General features: G+C 70.5%; 17 protein-coding genes. 5 read left to right on the plus strand and 12 right to left on the minus strand.

The window, feature by feature from the left end:
- On the minus strand, positions 1 to 349 hold a 349-nt coding region (locus AB0J06_RS10245; protein WP_357426798.1), incomplete at its 3' end, for a LysE family transporter.
- 201 nt (positions 350 to 550) lie between these two features.
- On the opposite strand from AB0J06_RS10245, the gene AB0J06_RS10250 reads away from it, so the two are divergent.
- Positions 551 to 3760: a penicillin acylase family protein gene (locus AB0J06_RS10250; RefSeq protein ID WP_357426800.1), complete on the plus strand. Its 3210-nt coding sequence runs from the start codon at positions 551 to 553 to the stop codon at positions 3758 to 3760.
- A gap of 52 nt (positions 3761 to 3812) precedes the next feature.
- Here the strand turns inward: AB0J06_RS10250 and AB0J06_RS10255 are convergent, their stop codons facing one another.
- The 8 genes from AB0J06_RS10255 to AB0J06_RS10290 all read right to left on the minus strand — a co-directional run bounded on the left by AB0J06_RS10255 (position 3813) and on the right by AB0J06_RS10290 (position 10437).
- Positions 3813 to 4181, minus strand: a complete 369-nt coding sequence (locus AB0J06_RS10255) for a metal-sulfur cluster assembly factor (protein WP_357426802.1) — start codon at positions 4179 to 4181, stop codon at positions 3813 to 3815.
- Entirely contained in the window at positions 4178 to 4663 is a 486-nt protein-coding gene (gene sufU, locus AB0J06_RS10260; protein WP_357426804.1) for a Fe-S cluster assembly sulfur transfer protein SufU, read from the minus strand. Before sufU ends, AB0J06_RS10255 begins: the two co-directional genes overlap by 4 nt.
- Positions 4663 to 5967, minus strand: coding sequence for a cysteine desulfurase (locus AB0J06_RS10265; RefSeq protein ID WP_357426806.1), 1305 nt, complete (start codon positions 5965 to 5967; stop codon positions 4663 to 4665). Before AB0J06_RS10265 ends, sufU begins: the two co-directional genes overlap by 1 nt.
- A 34-nt stretch (positions 5968 to 6001) precedes the next feature.
- Positions 6002 to 6775, minus strand: coding sequence for a Fe-S cluster assembly ATPase SufC (gene sufC / locus AB0J06_RS10270; RefSeq protein ID WP_357426808.1), 774 nt, complete (start codon positions 6773 to 6775; stop codon positions 6002 to 6004).
- Positions 6772 to 7119 (minus strand): non-heme iron oxygenase ferredoxin subunit, encoded by a 348-nt coding sequence (locus AB0J06_RS10275; RefSeq protein ID WP_357427043.1) that lies wholly within the window; start codon positions 7117 to 7119, stop codon positions 6772 to 6774. The genes sufC and AB0J06_RS10275 overlap by 4 nt, the downstream gene beginning before the upstream one ends.
- Positions 7120 to 7130: 11 nt before the next feature.
- Positions 7131 to 8273, minus strand: coding sequence for a Fe-S cluster assembly protein SufD (gene sufD / locus AB0J06_RS10280; protein WP_357426810.1), 1143 nt, complete (start codon positions 8271 to 8273; stop codon positions 7131 to 7133).
- A 77-nt stretch (positions 8274 to 8350) separates the two neighbouring features.
- On the minus strand, positions 8351 to 9781 hold the full coding sequence (gene sufB, locus AB0J06_RS10285) for a Fe-S cluster assembly protein SufB (RefSeq protein ID WP_357426812.1): 1431 nt from the start codon (positions 9779 to 9781) through the stop codon (positions 8351 to 8353).
- Positions 9778 to 10437, minus strand: a complete 660-nt coding sequence (locus AB0J06_RS10290) for a transcriptional regulator (protein WP_357427045.1) — start codon at positions 10435 to 10437, stop codon at positions 9778 to 9780. Before AB0J06_RS10290 ends, sufB begins: the two co-directional genes overlap by 4 nt.
- Before the next feature lie 236 nt (positions 10438 to 10673).
- On the opposite strand from AB0J06_RS10290, the gene AB0J06_RS10295 reads away from it, so the two are divergent.
- Positions 10674 to 11627 carry a COX15/CtaA family protein gene (locus tag AB0J06_RS10295; RefSeq protein ID WP_357426814.1) on the plus strand — a complete coding sequence of 318 codons (954 nt, stop codon included), beginning with the start codon at positions 10674 to 10676 and terminating at the stop codon, positions 11625 to 11627.
- Positions 11628 to 11705: 78 nt separating this feature from the next.
- Here the strand turns inward: AB0J06_RS10295 and AB0J06_RS10300 are convergent, their stop codons facing one another.
- The 3 genes from AB0J06_RS10300 to AB0J06_RS10310 all read right to left on the minus strand — a co-directional run bounded on the left by AB0J06_RS10300 (position 11706) and on the right by AB0J06_RS10310 (position 14219).
- Positions 11706 to 12632, minus strand: coding sequence for a hypothetical protein (locus AB0J06_RS10300; protein ID WP_357426816.1), 927 nt, complete (start codon positions 12630 to 12632; stop codon positions 11706 to 11708).
- Between the two features lie 52 nt (positions 12633 to 12684).
- On the minus strand, positions 12685 to 13017 hold the full coding sequence (locus tag AB0J06_RS10305) for a hypothetical protein (RefSeq protein ID WP_357426818.1): 333 nt from the start codon (positions 13015 to 13017) through the stop codon (positions 12685 to 12687).
- Between the two features lie 239 nt (positions 13018 to 13256).
- On the minus strand, positions 13257 to 14219 hold the full coding sequence (locus AB0J06_RS10310) for a heme o synthase (RefSeq protein WP_357427046.1): 963 nt from the start codon (positions 14217 to 14219) through the stop codon (positions 13257 to 13259).
- 256 nt (positions 14220 to 14475) lie between these two features.
- Between AB0J06_RS10310 and tkt the strand changes: the two genes are divergently transcribed.
- Genes tkt through AB0J06_RS10325 form a run of 3 tightly spaced genes read left to right on the plus strand, consistent with a single transcriptional unit; the run spans position 14476 to position 19475 of the window.
- Positions 14476 to 16638 (plus strand): transketolase, encoded by a 2163-nt coding sequence (gene tkt, locus AB0J06_RS10315; RefSeq protein ID WP_357427048.1) that lies wholly within the window; start codon positions 14476 to 14478, stop codon positions 16636 to 16638.
- 12 nt (positions 16639 to 16650) lie between these two features.
- Positions 16651 to 17829 carry a transaldolase gene (tal, locus tag AB0J06_RS10320; protein ID WP_357426820.1) on the plus strand — a complete coding sequence of 393 codons (1179 nt, stop codon included), beginning with the start codon at positions 16651 to 16653 and terminating at the stop codon, positions 17827 to 17829.
- Positions 17826 to 19475, plus strand: coding sequence for a glucose-6-phosphate isomerase (locus tag AB0J06_RS10325; RefSeq protein ID WP_357426822.1), 1650 nt, complete (start codon positions 17826 to 17828; stop codon positions 19473 to 19475). The genes tal and AB0J06_RS10325 overlap by 4 nt, the downstream gene beginning before the upstream one ends.
- The last annotated feature ends 38 nt before the right edge of the window (positions 19476 to 19513 follow it).

A 19513-nucleotide genomic window follows, 5' to 3' on the forward strand; every position in this document is an offset into this window, starting at 1 on the left:
CACGCTCGCGCTCCTCTCGCCGCAGGACCAGGCGCTCATCTCCGGCTTCGTCATCAACAAGTTCCGTGGCGATCTCGGACTGCTCCGCCCCGGCCAGCCCGAGCAGGACGACCGCCGCGAGCCAGCGCAGCGGGCCGGCGACCGGCGCGATGGCGCCGGCGAGCGCGGCGCCGCCGAGGACCGCGACAACCGCGTAGAGGCCGTCGGCGGTCGCCACGCCGAGCGCGGCGGCGGCGCCGACCCGCAGGGAGGTACGCGCGGTCAGGCCGAGGATGAGGATGGCGATGGCGCCGACGGGGACCGCGACGCCGTAGCCGGCGAGCAGGCCCGCGACGAAGACCTCACTCATGGCTTGATCACGCGGTGATCCTGCGGCGCGAGCCGCCGCACGGTCGAGGGGTTTTCGTCGCGGGCATCGACCGGCGTATGTCTTTCCGGCTACCATCCGGTAACCAAGACCTTTCCGATCTACCGCCGTCGCCACGGCGGGCCCGGCACCAGCCCCAGCTCCGCGGTCACCTGTCCCCCGCGCCGATGGAGGGATCCGCCCATGAGCCGACACGTCATCCGCCGGGCCGTCGCGGCCGCGGCGGTCGCCGCCACAGCCGCGGCGATCTCCCTCGTCGCACCGCCCGCCCCGCCCGCGGCGGCCAGCGCGTTCACCGTCGACGACTACTGCCTGGGGCAGTGCGCCGACATCCTGCCACCGGGTCAGAACGGCAACGCCACGCTGGTGGACATCCTCGGCCACCAGACGCTCGGCACCATGCCCGCGCACGCCGGCGACCAACTCGGCCGCTACGCCAACCTCGTCTACGGGTACGCCGGGCTGAGCGAGGACCAGCTCGGTCGGTTCTTCAACGACGCCTCGTTCGGCGTACCCGCGGGGCAGGTCGAGCGGAGTTACCGGCCCCGCGCGGACGTGACGATCGTGCGGGACAGGGCGACCGGCGTCCCGCACGTCACCGGCACCACCCGCACCGGCACGATGTTCGGGGCCGGCTACGCGGGAGCCGAGGACCGGCTGTTCACGATGGATCTGCTGCGCCACGTCGGGCGCGGCACGCTGACCCCCTTCGCCGGCGGCGCCCCCGGCAACCGCGCGCTGGAGCAGAGCGTCTGGCGCAACTCCCCCTACACCGAGGCCGACCTGCAGGCACAGGTCGCCGCGCTGCGGCAGCAGGGCGGCAGCCGCGGCGAATTGCTGTACAACGACGTGCAGAGCTACATCGCCGGCGTCAACGCCTACATCGGCGTCTGCATGGCCCACCGCAACTGTCCCGGCGAATATGTGCTGACCGGGCACCTCGACGCAATCACCAACGCCGGGGGGCCGGAGCCGTTCGCGATGACCGACCTGATCGCGATCGCCGGTGTGGTCGGTGGGCTCTTCGGCGGGGGCGGCGGCGCGGAGATGCAGTCCGCGCTGGTGCGGATCGCCGCGCGTGCCCGCTACGGCGCCGTCGAGGGCGACCGGGTGTGGCGCGGCTTCCGCGCCCAGAACGACCCGGAGACCGTGCTGACGCTGCACGACGGGCAGAGCTTCCCGTACGGCGACGCGGCCGACGACGCGCCGAGTGTGGTCCTGCCCGACGCCGGCTCCGCGACCGCGGAGCCGGTCGTCCGCGGCGCCACCGGATCAGCGCTGTCGAGCGCCGACACGCCCGGCGCCGATCTCGCCGCGGCCCTCTCCGGGCTCACCATCGGCGCCCACCGCGGCATGTCGAACGCCGTCGTGATCTCGGGCGCGCACTCGACGACCGGTCATCCCGTCGCCGTCTTCGGGCCACAGACCGGCTACTTCGCCCCACAACTGCTGATGGTCCAGGAGCTGCAGGGCCCGGGGATCAGCGCCCGCGGCGCCGCCTTCGCCGGACTCAACCTCTACGTGCTGCTCGGTCGTGGACAGGACTACGCGTGGAGCGCCACCTCGTCCACCCACGACATCACCGACACGTACGCCGTTCCGCTCTGCACGACGGACGGCAGCGCGCCGACGCTGCAGGCAACCCGGTACCGCTACCGCGGCGAGTGCGTGGCGATGGAGCAGATCTCCCACGTCAACCGCTGGTCGCCGACCGTCGCCGACTCCACCCCGGCGGGCTCGTACGAGATCGTCGCGTGGCGCACCCGGCTCGGCCTGGTCGGCTGGCGCGGCATGGTCGACGGGAAGCCGCACGCCTTCACCCACCTGCGCTCGACCTACCGGCACGAGGCCGACTCGGCGATCGGCTTCCAGATGTTCAACGACCCGGCGGTCATGGGCAGCGGCCAGGCCTTCATCGACGCGGCCGCCCACATCGGCTACACGTTCAACTGGTTCTACGTGAACTCCACCGAAGCGGCATACGTCAACTCCGGGCTCAACCCCGTGCGCGCGGCCGGGGCGAACCCGAACCTGCCGATGAAGGGCGAGCCGGCGTACGAGTGGCAGAGCTTCGATCCGGCCACCAACACCGCCCGCTACGCCCCGGCCGACGAGCATCCCCACTCGGTCAACCAGGACTACTACGTGAGTTGGAACAACAAGCAGGCCAAGGACTTCGGTGCGGCGGACGGCAACTTCAGCTTCGGCTCGGTACACCGCGGCGACCTGCTCGACGCCCCGGTCCGGGCGGCGCTGCGGGCCGGGCAGAAGCTCGACCGCGCCGCGGTGACCCGGCTGATGGCTCAGGCCGCGGTGACCGATCTGCGCGGCATCGAGCTCGTCGACACGCTGCTGCGGGTGGTGCAGAGTCAGGCCGTCACCGACCCGACGCTGGCCACGGCCGTCGGTCAGCTCAAGGCGTGGCGCCAGGACGGGGCCCGGCGGGTCGAGACGGACGCCGGCTCGAAGTCCTACGCGCACGCGACCGCGATCCGGGTCTTCGACGCCTGGTGGCCGCTGCTCGTCCGGGGCGAGTTCCGGCCCGGGCTCGGTCCCGACCTCTACCAGGCGCTGGTCAACGCGCTGCAGATCAACGAGTCACCATCGGGGCACCAGCGCGGCGACGCCTCCACGGTGCCGACCTCGGCGAGCGAGGCGCAGGCGCACAAGGGATCGTCCTTCCAGTACGGCTGGTGGGGCTACGTCGACAAGGATCTCCGTACGGTGCTCGGCGAGCCGGTGGTCGGCGGACCGGGGCGCGGCTACTGCGGCGGCGGCGTGCTGAGCGCCTGCCGGCAGATGCTGCTGGACACCTTGCGGGAGGCCACGGCGCAGCCGGCGACGGAGATCTATCCCGGCGACGAGCACTGCGCGGCCGGCGACCAGTGGTGTGCGGACGCGATCGTGCAGTCTCCGCTCGGCGGGATCACGCACGAGCCGATCGCGTGGCAGAACCGCCCCACCTACCAGCAGGTCGTCTCGTTCCCCGCGCGGCGCGGGGACGACGTGGCGAACGTCGCCGCGGGACGGACGGCGAGCGCCTCCAGCAGCCAGTTCGGGCATCCGGCGGGCCGGGCGGTCGACGGTGACCCGGGGACCCGCTGGGCCAGCTCCTGGACGGACAACCAGTCGATCACCGTCGACCTCGGCTCCGTGCGGCGGATCGGACGGGTGGCGCTCGCGTGGGAGGCCGCGTACGCGCGATCGTACCGGATCGAGGTCTCGACCGACGGCGGCGGCTGGCGCCCGGTCTGGGCGACGACGGCGGGCGACGGCGGCCGGGACACGCTCGCCTTCGCCGCCACCGACGCGCGGTACGTGCGGATGGTCGGGCTCACCCGGGGCACCGGGTACGGGTTCTCGCTCTGGGAGTTCGAGGTCTACCCGCGCTAACGCCATCAGGGGCACCCGCCGCGCGGCGGGTGCCCCTGATGGACACGGGAAATCAGAGGTTGAAGCCGAGCGCCCGCAGCTGCTCGCGACCCTCGTCCGTGATCTTGTCCGGGCCCCATGGCGGCAGCCACACCCAGTTGATCCGGATGTCGGAGACCAGCCCGCCTCCCGGACCCGTGGTCAGCGCCGACCGGGCCTGGTCCTCGATGACGTCGGTCAGCGGGCAGGCCGCCGAGGTCAGCGTCATGTCGAGGGTGGCCACGTTGTCGTCGTCGATGTGCACGCCGTAGACCAACCCCAGGTCGACCACGTTGATGCCCAGCTCGGGGTCGACGACGTCCTTCATCGCCTCTTCGACGTCCGCGACCGCGGCCTTAGTCGGGCCAGCCTCCGCGGGCGTCACGGTGTCCTGCTCGCTCATGCCTTCACCTCCGGGCTCACGCCCACACCGGCGCGCGCCGCGGCGTCCTTGAACGCCATCCACGGCAGCAACGCACATTTCACCCGCGCGGGATAGCGCGCCACTCCGGCGAACGCCACCCCGTCACCCAACACGTCCTCGTCCGGGGTGACCTGGCCACGCCCGGACATCAACTCCACAAACGCCTCGTGCACCGCGAACGCGGCCTCGACCCGTTGACCGCGCAGCAACTCGTGCAGCACGCTCGCCGACGCCTGGCTGATCGAGCACCCCATGCCGTCGTACGACACGTCGGAGATCAGCTCGTCGTCGACCGCCACCCGGATCGTCACCTCGTCCCCACAGGTCGGGTTGACGTGGTGCGCCTCGCCGGACGGGAGCGGAGCACCGTCGGCCGACATCGCCGGCTCGCGCAGCCCGCGCCCGTGCGGGTGCTTGTAGTGATCCAGGATGATCTCCTGGTAAAGCTGGTCGAGCTGCATCAGCCGAAGACCTTCCGCACCTCATCGAGACCGCGCACCAGCGCGTCGATCTCATCGGTGGTCGTGTAGAGGTAGAACGACGCGCGGGTGGTGGCCGGCACGCCGTACCGCACGCAGATCGGACGGGCGCAGTGGTGCCCCACCCGGACCTCGACACCCTGGGCGTCGAGGACCTGTCCCACGTCGTGCGGGTGGATCCCCTCCAGCGCGAAGGAGATCGTGCCGCCCCGGCCGACGGGCGCGGCGGGGCCGAAGATCCGCAGCCCCGGCACGGTGGCCAGCGCGTCCAGCGCGTACGCCGTGATCTCCTTCTCGTGCCACTGGATCGCCCGCATCCCGATCGCCGACAGGTAGTCGACGGCCGCGCCGAGCCCGACCGCCTCGGCGATCGGCGGCGTGCCCGCCTCGAACCGGGCCGGCGGCGGCGCGAAGGTGGAGCGCGCCATCGTGACCGTCTCGATCATGGAGCCACCGCCGAGCACCGGCGGCATCGCCGCCAGCAGCTCGGCCCGGCCCCACAGCACACCGATGCCGCTCGGCCCGCACATCTTGTGGCCGGTGAACGCGATGAAGTCGACGTCGTAGTCGACCACGTCCATCGGCATGTGCGGCACCGACTGCGAGCAGTCCAGCATCAGCAGCGCGCCGACCTCACGTACCCGCTCGGTGATCCGGGCGGTGGCGTTGATCGTGCCGAGGATGTTGGACATGTGCACCAACGAGACGAGCTTCGTCCGCTCGTTGATCAGCTCGTCGAGGTTGGACTCGTCGAGCCGTCCCTCGTCGGTGACGCTGAACCAGCGCAGCGTGGCACCGGTCCGCTCGCAGAGCAGCTGCCACGGCACGATGTTGGAGTGGTGCTCCATTTCGGAGATCACCACCTCGTCGCCGGGCCCGAGCCGGAACCGTGGGTCACCGCCGGCGCTGGCGGAGGCGTTGGAGAACGCGTACGCCACCAGGTTGATCGCCTCGGTGGAGTTCTTCGTGAACACCACCTCGTCCGGGCTGGGGGCGTTGATGAAGGCGGCGATTTTGGCGCGCGCGGCCTCGTACGCCTCCGTCGCCTCGGTCCCCAGCGTGTGCACCGAGCGCGAGACGTTGCCGTTGCGCTGCTCGTAGTGCTCGCGCAGCGCGTCCAGCACCTGTCGCGGCTTCTGCGAGGTGTTGGCGCTGTCCAGATAGACCATCCGGTGCCCGTTGACCTCCCGACCGAGGATCGGGAAATCGGCACGGACCGCGTCGATGTCGAAGCGGGGCACCTCGTCGTATTGCGGCATGCCCTCTGGAATCACGATGGTGGTCATCTCCGGCAGCACCCTTTCTCGGGAACGGGACGACTCAGGCGTTGGCCGCGCCGGCGCCTGCGACGTACCGCTCGTAGCCCTCGGCTTCCAGCTTCTCGGCCAGCTCCGAGCCGCCCTCCTCAACGATGCGGCCACCGACGAAGACGTGCACGAAGTCGGGCTTGATGTAGCGCAGGATCCGCGTGTAGTGCGTGATCAGCAGCAGGCCGGTCTCGCCGGTCTCGCGGATCCGGTTGACGCCTTCGCTCACGACGCGCAGGGCGTCGATGTCGAGGCCGGAGTCGGTCTCGTCGAGGATGGCCACCTTCGGCTTGAGCAGCTCGAGCTGCACGATCTCGTGCCGCTTCTTCTCACCGCCGGAGAAGCCCTCGTTGACGTTGCGCTGGGCGAACGCCGGGTCCATCTGCAGGCGCTCCATGGCGCCCTTCAGCTCGCCGGCCCAGGTGCGCAGCTTCGGCGCTTCGCCGTCCACGGCCGTCTTCGCGGTGCGCAGGAAGTTGGCCACCGAGACGCCGGGCACCTCGACCGGGTACTGCATGGCCAGGAAGAGGCCGGCGCGGGCCCGCTCGTCGACGGACATCGCCAGGACGTCCTGGCCGTCGAGGGTCACCGAACCACCGGTGATCTCGTACTTCGGGTGGCCGGCGATCGAGTACGCCAGGGTCGACTTGCCCGAGCCGTTGGGGCCCATGATGGCGTGGGTCTCCCCCGACCGCACGGTCAGGTCAACCCCGGCCAGGATCGGCTTGAGCTCGCCCTCGGGCAGCTTCACCGACACCTGCAGGTTGCGGATCTCCAGAACGCTCACGGTGCTGTTACTCCATTACTCGGGTTGGGACGGCCGTTGTCGTCGACTGCGATGTAGATGTCACCGTCGCGGATCTCGACGGGATAAACGGGCACCGGTTCGGTGGCGGGCAGACCGGTCGGCTCGCCGGTGCGCAGGTCGAAGCGGGAGCCGTGCAGCCAGCACTCCAGGCTGCACCCCTCCACCTCGCCCTCCGACAGCGCCACGGCCGCGTGCGAGCACTCGTCGCGTACGGCGTAGAACCCGTCGTCCTCGCCGTGCACGATCGCGACCTGCGTGCCGGCGATGTCGGCGCTGACCGCGGTGCCCTTCGGCACGTCCTCGGTCGAGCAGACCAGAACCAGCTCGGACATGGTCAGAGGGTCGCCTTCTGCAGGCGCTGCTCGATCGCGTCGCCGAGCCGGTCGCGCAGCGCCTCGACCGGGATCTTGTTGATCAGCTCGGCGAAGAAGCCGCGGACGACCAGCTTGCGCGCCTCCCGCTCCGGGATGCCCCGCGCCATCAGGTAGAAGAGCTGCTCGTCGTCGAAGCGGCCGGTCGCGCTGGCGTGACCGGCGCTGACGACCTCGCCGGTCTCGATCTCCAGGTTCGGTACGGAGTCCGCCCGTGCCCCGTCCGACAGGACGAGGTTGCGGTTGATCTCGTACGTCTCGGTGCCGGTCGCCTCGGCCCGGATCAGCACGTCGCCGACCCAGACCGTGTGCGCCTCGTCGCCCTGCAGCGCGCCGCGGTAGCCGACGTAGCTGCGGCAGTCCGGCACGGTGTGGTCGACCAGCTGCCGGTGCTCCTGGTGCTGGCCGGCGTCGGCGAAGTAGAGGCCGTAGAGCTCGGCCTCACCGCCGCGCCCGGTGTACTCGACGCTGGTGAACTGCCGGACGAGGTCGCCGCCGAGCGTCACCTGCACGTGGGTGATCCGCGCGTCGCGCCCCAGCCGCACCTTGAGGTGCTGCGCCTGCACGGCGTCATCCGCCCAGTCCGCGACGGTGACCAGGGTGAGCTTCGCCCCGTCAGCGACCGTGACCTCGACGTTGTCGGCCAGCGTGGTCGAACCCACCTGCTCCAGCACGAGGGTCGCCTCGGCGAACCGGCCGACGTCGACGAAGGTGTGCCCGTAGGCGATCCCCGCCGCGCCGCCGCCGACCACGCGCAGCAGCGCCGGCTCGGCGACCACCGCGTCGGGCGCCACCGAGATCAGCACCGCCTGCTCGGCACGGCCGTGGGCGAGCGCGCTGATCCGGTCGAACGGGGTGAGCACGCTGCCGACCCGCGGGTCGGCCTTGTCGAGCGCGGAGACCGTGACGCCGGCGGGCAGCTGCCCGTACTCGTGCGCGATCGACGCGGTCGCCCCCGGTTCTCCCGTGGTCAGGCCCCGGAAGCGCTTCAGCGGGGTGAAGCGCCACTCCTCCTCCAGGCCGGTGAGGGCCGGGAAGTCAGCGACGTCGTACGAGCGCAGCGCCTGCGACTTGGTCTTCGGTGGCGCGAAAGCCTGAGTGCTCATCTCTTCCTTGGTCTGTCTCGCGAGTGTCGAACTGGACAATCCCCGGGGGCGTGAGCCCCCGGGTGCAGCGGGCGGTCTTAGCCGACCGCCCCCTCCATCTGCAGCTCGATCAGGCGGTTGAGCTCCAGCGCGTACTCCATCGGGAGCTCCTTGGCGATCGGCTCGATGAAGCCGCGCACGATCATCGCCATCGCCTCGTCCTCGGTCATGCCCCGGCTCATCAGGTAGAAGAGCTGGTCCTCGCTGACCTTGGAGACGGTCGCCTCGTGCCCCATCGACACGTCGTCCTCGCGGATGTCGACGTAGGGGTAGGTGTCCGACCGGGAGATGGTGTCGACCAGCAGCGCGTCGCACTTCACCGTCGACTTGCTGTGGTGCGAGCCCTCCAGGACCTGGACCAGGCCGCGGTAGGAGGTGCGGCCGCCGCCGCGGGCGATCGACTTGGAGATGATCGTGCTCGAGGTGTGCGGGGCCGCGTGCACCATCTTGGCGCCGGCGTCCTGGTGCTGACCCTCGCCGGCCATCGCCACCGAGAGCACCTCGCCCTTGGCGTGCTCGCCGGTCATGAAGACCGCCGGGTACTTCATGGTGACCTTCGAGCCGATGTTGCCGTCGATCCACTCCATGGTCGCGCCCTCGTGGCACACGGCACGCTTGGTGACCAGGTTGTAGACGTTGTTCGACCAGTTCTGGATGGTCGTGTAACGGCAGCGGGCGTTCTTCTTCACGATGATCTCGACGACCGCGCTGTGCAGCGAGTCGGACGAGTAGATCGGGGCGGTGCAGCCCTCGACGTAGTGCACGTAGGCGCCCTCGTCGACGATGATCAGCGTCCGCTCGAACTGCCCCATGTTCTCGGTGTTGATCCGGAAGTAGGCCTGCAGCGGGATCTCGACGTTGACGCCCTTGGGCACGTAGATGAACGAGCCACCGGACCACACCGACGTGTTCAGGGCGGCGAACTTGTTGTCGCCGACCGGGATCACCGTGCCGAAGTACTCCTTGAAGATGTCCTCGTGCTCACGGAGCGCGGTGTCGGTGTCCAGGAAGAGGACGCCCTGCTCCTCCAGATCCTCACGGATCTTGTGGTAGACGACCTCGGACTCGTACTGCGCGGCGACGCCGGCGACGAGGCGCTGCTTCTCCGCCTCCGGGATACCGAGGCGGTCGTACGTCGCCTTGATGTCCTCGGGCAGCTCTTCCCAGCTGGTCGCCTGCTTCTCCGTGGAGCGGACGAAGTACTTGATGTTGTCGAAGTCGATGCCGGTGAGATCGGCGCCCCAGTTCGGCATCGGCTTGCGGTCGAAGAGGCGCAGCCCCTTCAGGCGCAGGTCGAGCATCCAGGCGGGCTCGTTCTTCTTGGCCGAGATGTCGCGCACCACGGCTTCGTTGATACCCCGCTGGGCAGCCGCGCCGGCCACGTCGGAGTCGGCCCAGCCGTATTCGTAGTTACCCAGGGCGGCAAGCTGCTCCTCCTGGGTCAGGGGCTGGACGATCTGCTCGGTCATCTATCTGTCCTCACAGTGGTGACGGTGGTTGTTCCGGTCGGAGCGCGCCGCGGATCGGGGATGTGCGTGGTGCACACACCGTCACCGTGCGCGATGGTGGCCAGGCGCTGCACGTGGGTGCCGATCAGACGGGAGATGACCGCCGTCTCGGCTTCGCACAGCTGGGGAAACTCGGCGGCAACGTGCGCCACCGGGCAGTGGTGCTGGCACAGCTGGCCACCGGAGGCGATCGTGGACGCGTTGGCAGCGTAGCCCTCGGCGGTAAGCGCCCCGGCGAGCGCCTCCGCCCGCGCGAGCGGGTCGTCCCCGGCGCCTTCCATAGCGGAGCGGCACCGCGCCTCGAGCGCGGCCACCTGATCGGCGGCGAACGCCTCGATGGCCTTCCCGCCACCGTTGCGGGCGATCCAGCGCAGCGCGGCGGTGGCCATGCCGTCGTAGGTGTGCGTGCCGCAGCGGATCCGGGCCGAGTCGGTCAGCGTGAAGACCTTGGCCGGGCGGCCCCGTCCGCGCTGACCGCGCACGGGCTGCTCACGCGAGACGACGTCGCCGTCGGCGAGCATCGCGTCGAGGTGCCGACGGATCGCCGCCGAACTCAGGCCGAGCTCGCCGCCCAGCTGAGCGGCGGTCGCCGCGCCCTGCTCCAGCAGCAGCTGCATGACCCGGTCGCGCGTGCGCCCGTCGGACGTGGCGACGACCGGATTGGCCGAAGACGTGACGGCCCCGGCGACCGGACCGGCCGTCGGGTGAAGCTCGGGGAGCGCCGCCAGGTTTTTCACAACACCAACGTTACGTATTTCGGCGTCGACCCGCAAACGCGGGTCCCGGTGATCCACACCACCGGGGTACGGCGGTCGCGCGGGCCGCGAGCACTACGCTGCGTAGGATTGCGCCCGTGAACCGATTCGACCGGTTTTCGGTCAGCACTCTTCTCCTGCGGCGTCTCGCGCTCGCCTCCATCGTCGCCAATATCGTGATCGTCGTCACCGGGGCGGCCGTGCGACTCACCGGTTCCGGGCTCGGCTGCCCCACCTGGCCGCGCTGCACCACCGACTCCTACACGGCGACCCCGGCGATGGGCATCAACGGCGCGATCGAGTTCGGCAACCGGCTGCTCACGTTCGCCGTGGCGGCCATCGCGCTCGCCGGACTGGTCGCGGCGCTACTGCACCGGCCACGGCGGCGGTCGCTCGTGATGCTCTCGGGCGGGGTGCTGCTCGGCATCCCGGCGCAGGCCGTGATCGGCGGCGTCACCGTGCTGACCGACCTCAACCCCTGGGTGGTCGGTTTCCACTTCCTCGCCTCGATGGGGGTCATCGCGGTCGCATACGCGTTCTGGCACCGGACCTTCGAGCCGGACGCGCCGGCCGTGGCGATCGTGCCGGGACCGCTGCGCGCGCTCGCCCGGCTCACCGCGCTGGCGAGCGCCGCGGTGATCGTCATCGGTGTCGTGGTGACCGGCAGCGGCCCGCACGCCGGCGACCAGGACGCGAAACGCAACGGGTTGGACCCGGCGACGATCTCGCAGGTGCACGCCGACGTGGTCTTCCTGCTGCTCGGACTCTCCGTCGCGCTCTGGCTCGCGCTCAAGGCGGTCGGCGCGGCCGGCGCCGCACGGGCGGCGGGCGTGCTCGTCGTGGTGGAGCTGGCGCAGGGACTGATCGGCTTCGTGCAGTACTTCACCGGCCTGCCGGTCGTCGTGGTCGGCGCGCACATGCTCGGCGCCTGCCTGGTCTGGGTGGCGACCGTGGCCGTCCTCTTGGCCACCCGCACCCGCCACCCCCTCCCCGCGACCCCCACCTCCCCCGCCGGGCTCCCCGTCGATCAAGGGCTTATTCACACGGTTTGATCTCCGATCATGTGAATCATTCCTTGATCGACGCACAACTCCTTGATCGGCCGCGGGTCGGTCCAGGGGTGGAGCGCCTTACGGCAGCCGGGCGACGATCGCGTCCGCGAACCGCTCCGCGGCGCCGTCGGCGTAGCCGAGGAAGAGCGACGGCTCGGTCAACTCCAACTCGACCAGAACGGGCGTGCCGTCCGGGCCGGGAATCAGGTCCACCCGCGCGTAGAGCAGCCGCTCGGCCCCACCCGGCACCGCGGCGAGCACCTGCCGGGCCACCGCCTGCTCCGCCTCGCTCGGCGTGCGGGGGGTGATCTTCTCCGCCAGGTAGAGGTCGTCGACGCCCTGATCCGGGCCGGTCAGCATCGGTCCCTTACGGATGGCGTGGCTGAACGCGAGGCCGTCCGGCCCGGCGAAGAAGAGCAGCGCGGTTTCGCCGTACGTGTCGACGGCCTCGAGGTAGGGCTGCACCATCACCAGACGCTGCGCGGCCTGTAACCGGGCCACGTGGTCGACGGCGAGCCGTCGGTGCTCCGCGGCCGTCTCCGGGGCGGAGAAGTCGTAGCGGCCGGTATCCTTGCTCCCGGCGCTCACCGCCGGCTTGATCACGTATTCGCCGACCTCGGGTGGCGTCCAGTCGTCGCCGGGGCGCACCCAGTCGGTCGCCACGGTCGGAACGCCCGCGGCGGCGAGCCCCGCCAGATAGCCCTTGTCGGTGTTCCACGCGATCGTGTCGGCGGGGTTCGCCAGGGCCGGCACGCTGCCCGCCCATGCGACGAACTCGTCGCGCCGCGGCACGTAGTCCCACGGGGAGCGGAGCACGGCGAGGTCGTATCCACCCCAGTCGACACCCTCGGCGTCCCAGACGACCGGCTCGACGGTGACGCCGCGCGCGGCCAACGGGGGCAGGACGAGGCGGTCGTCGGCTTCGAGGTCGGGAATCGTGGAGCAGGTAACGAGAGCGACCCGGGCGTTCGCCCGGGTCGCCGTACGGTCGTGCTGGAAATTCACGCTCTGCCTGTCGTCGATGATCTGTCGTCGTCAATGAGGAGAAGTTGCGGGGTCAGCGGGCCATCGCACGCCGGGACATCGAGCGCCAGAGGTCGTTGCTCGGACGCATCTGGTCCATCAACTCCCGCTCCCACCCGTTCTCCACGGTGACCCCGGCCTTGTCACACGCCGCGCGGGCGACGTCCGTGCCGTCGGCGAACTGGTCCGCCCACGCACCGTCCTCACCCACCAGGACGATCCGGGCCCCACGCTTGCCGACGTACTCGATGACCGCCTTCGCCCCACCGTGCTGGGAGGCGAAGGACTTGATGCCGCCAACCAGTCCGCCCGGCGTCGCCGCCGGAACGGTTTCGGTCGCCAGCGTCGTATCGGAACCATCTGCCATGACGGCAGCGTAAGCAGAGTCGCAGTGGAAAGTGGCTCACGTATCCCGGTTTTGTGATGCCAATTACCCGCAGGTTTGAAAACGTTTACCGGAGGTTCAGCCCGATTTTTCGGCTAAGTGCTGTTATAGCGGTGGAACAAATAAGGCATCAATCGAAAGCGGGGCGCGCTAACGGAATCCACGAATCAAATCGGGCAATCCGACTAAAGCCACACAAGACGGAAATGCGGCTGTTGGGATCAGATGAGCGCGTCGAGGGCGACCGCGACGAACAGGATCGTCAGATAGGTCGTCGACCAGTGGAAGAGCCGCATCGGCCGCAGCGGCTCACCCCGACGCGCGCGCCCGTGCAGGCGGTGCGCCTCGAGAACGAAGAGCGCGCCCACGACCACGGCCGTGATCCCGTAGATCGGGGTCATCCCCAACGGCCAGACCGCGACCGAGGAGGCCACCGTCAGCCAGGAGAAGATGACGATCTCCAGGTTGACCCGGCGCACGGACGCCACCACCGGCAGCATCGGGATCCCGGCGCGGGCGTAGTCGTCCTTGTACTTGATGGCGAGCGCGTAGAAGTGCGGCATCTGCCAGAAGAAGACCACCGCGAAGAGACCCCATGCGGCGGGCGCGAGCGAACCCGTCACCGCGGCCCAGCCGATGAGCACCGGGGCCGCGCCGCAGATGCCACCCCAGAAGGTGTTCTGCGACGTCGTGCGCTTGAGCCACATCGTGTAGATCACGTCGTAGTAGACGATCGCGGCGAGCGTCAGCGCGGTGGCGAGCCAGTTGGTGAAGACCGCCATCACCGTCACCGCCACCGCGGCCAGGACGAGACCGAAGACCAGCGCGGCGCGGGGTGTCACCGTGTGCGCGGGCAGCGGGCGCCGCTTCGTGCGCCGCATCAACTGGTCGATGTCGCGGTCGATGTAGCAGTTGAGCGCGCTCGCCGCGCCGGCCGCGAGCGAGCCGCCGACCAGCACCACCGCGACCAGCCAGAGCGACGGCCATCCACCGGCCGCGAGCATCATCGCCGGCACGGTCGTGACCAGCAGCAGCTCGACGATGCGCGGCTTGGTGAGGGACACGTACGCCTTGATGATCGCCGGGATGTCGCGCCCCGTCGCGTCGCCGCCACTCCCCGGCGATACGGCTGCGCCGTCCGACGGAGGAGCCGCGCTCCCGTAGGCAGAGCGCTCGGTGATCATGCTCACGGATTGCAACCTTCCGGCGTCGGCGCTGGCGGTCGAAGCAGGCGGCGCCCGCAAGGTCAGCGCGCCGAACGACAGCGTACGCGCAGGCATTCGCCCTGCCCGGCCGACCCGGCACGGGTGCCGGCCGTCACACGGACAGGTGATCGGAGCCGGCCGACGCCGCGTCCGCTGACAGCGCAACAGGTTGTCGCGATCGGCGCACGGAGGTTTAGAACCGGCCGATAAGGTCATCAGAGAGGGTTCCGCCCACCTGTCGAGGAGCACAACAATCGTGGCTGCCAAAAAATCCGCGCAAGCCCCTTTGAACTGGTCTGATCTGGACGGCCGGGCGGTCGACACCGCCCGCGTGCTGGCCATGGACGCCGTCGAGAAGTCGGCCAACGGCCACCCGGGCACGGCTATGAGCCTCGCCCCCGCCGCGTACCTGCTGTTCAACCGCCTGATGCGACACGACCCCAGCGACCCGGCCTGGCCCGGCCGCGACCGCTTCGTGCTCTCCGCGGGCCACTCCAGCCTCACCCTCTACATCCAGCTCTACTTCTCCGGATACGGGCTCAGCCTCGACGACCTCAAGTCGCTGCGGCAGTGGGGCTCGCTCACGCCGGGCCACCCCGAGCACGGCCACACCCTCGGCGTCGAGACCACCACCGGCCCGCTGGGCCAGGGCGTGGGCAACGCCGTCGGCATGGCGATGGCCGCCCGTCGCGAGCGCGGCCTGCTCGACCCCGACGCCGCCCCCGGCGAATCCGTCTTCGACCACCACATCTGGGCGATCGCCTCCGACGGTGACCTCGAAGAGGGCATCAGCCACGAGGCGTGTTCGATCGCCGGCCACCAGAAGCTCGGCAACCTGATCCTGATCTACGACGACAACGAGATCTCGATCGAGGACGACACCCGGATCGCGAAGAGCGAAAACACGGCCGCCCGGTACGAGGCGTACGGCTGGCACGTGCAGACCGTCGACTGGCGGGCCGGGCACGACGCCGGTGACGGCGAATACGCCGAGGACATCGAGGCGCTCTACAACGCCCTGCAGGCGGCGAAGGCCGAGACCGAGCGGCCGTCGTTCATCGTGCTCCGCACCATCATCGGGTGGCCGGCGCCCAACAAGCAGAACACCGGCAAGATCCACGGGTCGGCGCTGGGCGCCGCCGAGGTCGCCGCGACCAAGGAGCTGCTCGGCTTCGACCCGGCACAGAGTTTCGCGGTCGACGAGAAGGTCTTCGCGCACGTACGCGAGGTGCTCGACCGGGGCCGCCAGGCGAACGCCGGGTGGCGGGAGGCGTACGACGCCTGGGCGGCCGCCAACCCGGAACGCAAGGCGCTGCACGACCGCCTCACGCAGCGGGAGCTTCCGGCCGGCTGGACCGACGCCCTGCCGAGCTGGCCTGCGGACCCGAAGGGGATCGCCACCCGGGCCGCCTCCGGTCAGGTGCTCAACGCGCTCGCCCCGGCCCTGCCGGAGCTCTGGGGCGGCTCGGCCGACCTGGCCGAGAGCAACAACACGACGATGAAGGGCGAGCCGTCGTTCATCCCGGCCGAATACGCCACCGAGGCGTTCCCGGGGCACCCGTACGGCCGCACCCTGCACTTCGGCATCCGCGAGCACGCGATGGGCGCCATCCTCAACGGCATCGCGCTGCACGGCGGCACCCGCCCGTACGGCGGCACCTTCCTGGTCTTCAGCGACTACATGCGACCGTCGGTGCGGCTCGCCGCGCTGATGAAGCTGCCGGTGACCTACGTCTGGACGCACGACTCGATCGGTCTCGGCGAGGACGGCCCCACCCACCAGCCGGTGGAGCATCTCTCCGCGCTGCGCGCGATCCCCGGCCTGGACGTGGTCCGGCCGGCCGACGCCAACGAGACCGCCTGGGCGTGGCGGATGGCGATGGAGCACACCGACCGGCCCACGGCGCTGTCGCTCACCCGGCAGAACGTGCCGGTGATCGACCGGGAGAAGTACGCCTCGGCCGAGGGGGTGCGGCACGGCGGCTACGTGCTGGCCGACGCCGGCAACGCGCAGCCGACGGTGATCCTGATGGGCACCGGCTCCGAGGTGCAGTTGCTGCTCGTCGCGCGGGAGCGGCTGGAGGCCGAGGGGATCGCGACCCGGGTGGTCTCGATGCCCTGCCAGGAGTGGTTCCGCGCGCAGGACGAGGCCTACCGCGAATCGGTGCTGCCGCGCGGCGTGCGGGCACGGGTCAGTGTCGAGGCAGGGGTCGCGATGTCCTGGCACGACCTCGTCGGCGACTGTGGCGAATGCGTCAGCCTTGAACACTTCGGTGCCTCCGCGCCGTACACCGTGCTGTACGAGCAGTTCGGCTTCACCCCCGACCGCATCGTGGCGGCCGCGCACGCGTCGCTGTCCCGGATCGGCGACATCACCGGCACCACCACCGGAAACTGAGGAGATCTCGTTATGACTGACCGGTTGGGCGAACTCACCGCCGCGGGTGTCGCGGTATGGCTGGATGATCTGTCGCGGCAACGGCTGACCAGTGGCAACCTCGATCAACTGCGCCGCGAGAAGCACGTGGTCGGGGTGACCACCAACCCCACGATCTTCGCCAAGGCCCTGAGCGACGCCGACGAATACAACTGGCAGCTGAAGGACCTCGCGAAGCGGGGGGTCGACCTCGACGAGGCGGTCCGCATGCTGACCACGTACGACGTGCGGTGGGCCTGCGACGTGATGCGCCCGGCGTACGACGCCAGCGCCGGCGTCGACGGGCGGGTCTCCATCGAGGTGGACCCGCGGCTGGCGTACGAGACCGAGAAGACGGTCGCGGAGGCCAAGGCGCTGTGGTGGCTGGTGGACCGGCAGAACCTGTTCATCAAGATCCCGGCGACCGAGGCCGGGCTGCCGGCGATCACCGCCACCCTCGCCGAGGGGATCAGCGTCAACGTCACGCTGATCTTCTCGCTCGAGCGGTACAGCGCGGTGATGGACGCGTTCCTCGCCGGCCTTGAGCAGGCCAAGGCGAACGGGCACGACCTCACCAAGATCGGATCCGTGGCGTCGTTCTTCGTCTCCCGCGTGGACTCCGAGGTCGACAAACGACTCGACAAGATCGGCAGCGAGCAGGCGAAGGCGCTGCGGGGCAAGGCCGCGATCGCCAACGCCCAGTTGGCGTACGAGCGCTACACCGAGGTCTTCTCCTCGGACCGCTGGCAGACGCTGGCCGACGCCGGCGCCCACCCGCAGCGGCCGCTCTGGGCCTCCACCTCCACGAAGAACCCGGACTTCCGCGACGTGATCTACCTGGAGGAGCTGATCGCTCCGGGCACGGTCAACACGATGCCCGAGTCGGCGATGAACGCCTACGCCGACCACGGCGAGACGCGCGGCGACACCGTCACCGGCTCGTACGACGCGGCCCGCAAGGTCCTCGACGACCTGCGCGCGGTCGGCGTCGACTTCGACGACGCGGTGGCGACCCTCGAACGCGAGGGCGTGGAGAAGTTCGAGACGAGCTGGCGGGAGCTGCTCGCCGGCGTACGCGAGTCGCTGGAGGCGGCGGCCAAGGGCGCCGGCCGCCCGAACAAGGCCGCCGAGTCGCACGGCGAGAAGGCGCAGCAGGCGGGAGGCAACGCGTGACGGACTTCATGGACGGCGGCGTCGAGGCGGCGGCCGGGCTCGCCGTCTACGGCGCCGAGGCGGTGGACAGGTCCGCCCCCGCGTCGACGCGGGCCGAGCTGGTGGCCGACGAGGTGCCCGCCCTGCTGGCACGGAAGGACCCGACGCTGTGGGGTCCCGAGGCGGAGGCCGAGGCGAAGGTCCGGCTCGGCTGGGTCGACACCCACCGGCGCAGCCGCGAACTCCTCCCCCAGCTCGCCGAGCTCAAGGCAGAGCTGGGCGACCTGGACCACGTCGTGCTCGCCGGCATGGGTGGCTCGTCGCTGGCCCCCGAGGTCATCGCGCGTACGCTCGGCCGACCCTTGACGGTCCTCGACACCACCGACCCCGGACAGGTCCGGGCGGCGCTGGCCGACCGACTGGAACGCACCGTCGTCGTGGTCGCCAGCAAGTCCGGCTCCACGGTGGAGACCGACAGCCATCGGCGCGCGTACTGGCAGGCGTTCCTCGACGCCGGGTTGAGCGAGGCGGAGGCCGGTCGGCATTTCGTGATCGTCACCGACCCCGGCTCGCCGCTGGAGGCCACCGCGCAGGAGATGGGGGCCTTCCTGGTGCACGCCGACCCGGAGGTCGGCGGCCGCTACTCCGCGCTCACCGCATTCGGACTGGTTCCCTCGGCGCTCGCCGGGGTCGAAGTCAGCTACCTGCTCGACGAGGCCGACGCGCTGTCGGAGTCGCTCGGCCGGGACCGGGACAACCCGGCGCTGGCGCTCGGCGCCGCGCTGGGCACGGCGGCCACCGCGGGCCGCGACAAGGTCGCGCTGATCTCAGACGGCACCGGCATCGACGGCCTCGGCGACTGGGCCGAGCAGCTCATCGCGGAGTCGACCGGCAAGGGCGGGGTCGGGATCCTGCCGGTCGTGGTGGAGAGCCCGGACAGCCCCGGCGCCACCGGCGACGACGTGCTGACCGTGACGTACGGCGGCTCGCAGGCGCCGAACGCCGTGCCCGGCGGCGGCGTACGCCCGAACCTGGCGGTGAACGGGCCGCTCGGTGCGCATTTCCTCGCCTGGGAATACGCCACGGCGATCGCGGGTCGGGTACTCGGCATCGACCCGTTCAACCAGCCCAACGTCACGGAGTCCAAGGAAAACACCGCCCGCCTCCTCGAAGCCGGCCTCCCGACGGAGAAGCCCGCGTTCACCGAGGGCGCCGTCGAGGTGTACGCCTCGGGCGCCGTACCCGACAACCTGGCCGGGGCGCTGCGCTGGCTGATCGACGGCGTCATCGACGAGGGCTACATCGCCGTCATGGCCTACCTCGACCGCTTCGCCGACGCCGACACCGCCGAACTGCGCCCGCTGCTCGCCGCAGCTTCCCGCCGACCGGTGACCTTCGGGTGGGGGCCGCGGTTCCTGCACTCGACCGGGCAGTACCACAAGGGTGGGCCGCAGGTCGGCTCGTTCCTGCAGATCACCGGGGCGGTCGCCGAGGACCTCCCGGTGCCCGGCCGGCCGTACACCTTCGGGCAGCTGCAGGCCGCGCAGGCGGCCGGCGACCGGCAGGCGCTCGCCGGACGCGAGCGGCCGCTGCTGCGACTGCACCTCACCGATCGTGTAACGGGTGTCGCAGAGCTGGTTGCCGCGGTTCGCGGCCTCGCGGGCTGACAATGATCCGCACGGACGACGACGTGAAGAAGGAGGCG

Source organism: Micromonospora sp. NPDC049679 (genome assembly GCF_040659735.1).
Lineage (GTDB): Bacteria > Actinomycetota > Actinomycetes > Mycobacteriales > Micromonosporaceae > Micromonospora_I.

Coding starts and splice junctions, on each gene's coding strand:
- AB0J06_RS10250 (WP_357426800.1), top strand. CDS start 551: ATGAGCCGACACGTCATCCGCCGGGCCGTCGCGGCCGCGGCGGTCGCC.
- AB0J06_RS10255 (WP_357426802.1), bottom strand. CDS start 4,181: ATGAGCGAGCAGGACACCGTGACGCCCGCGGAGGCTGGCCCGACTAAG.
- sufU (WP_357426804.1), bottom strand. CDS start 4,663: ATGCAGCTCGACCAGCTTTACCAGGAGATCATCCTGGATCACTACAAG.
- AB0J06_RS10265 (WP_357426806.1), bottom strand. CDS start 5,967: ATGACCACCATCGTGATTCCAGAGGGCATGCCGCAATACGACGAGGTG.
- sufD (WP_357426810.1), bottom strand. CDS start 8,273: ATGAGCACTCAGGCTTTCGCGCCACCGAAGACCAAGTCGCAGGCGCTG.
- sufB (WP_357426812.1), bottom strand. CDS start 9,781: ATGACCGAGCAGATCGTCCAGCCCCTGACCCAGGAGGAGCAGCTTGCC.
- AB0J06_RS10290 (WP_357427045.1), bottom strand. CDS start 10,437: ATGCAGCTGCTGCTGGAGCAGGGCGCGGCGACCGCCGCTCAGCTGGGC.
- AB0J06_RS10305 (WP_357426818.1), bottom strand. CDS start 13,017: ATGGCAGATGGTTCCGATACGACGCTGGCGACCGAAACCGTTCCGGCG.
- AB0J06_RS10310 (WP_357427046.1), bottom strand. CDS start 14,219: ATGATCACCGAGCGCTCTGCCTACGGGAGCGCGGCTCCTCCGTCGGAC.
- tal (WP_357426820.1), top strand. CDS start 16,651: ATGACTGACCGGTTGGGCGAACTCACCGCCGCGGGTGTCGCGGTATGG.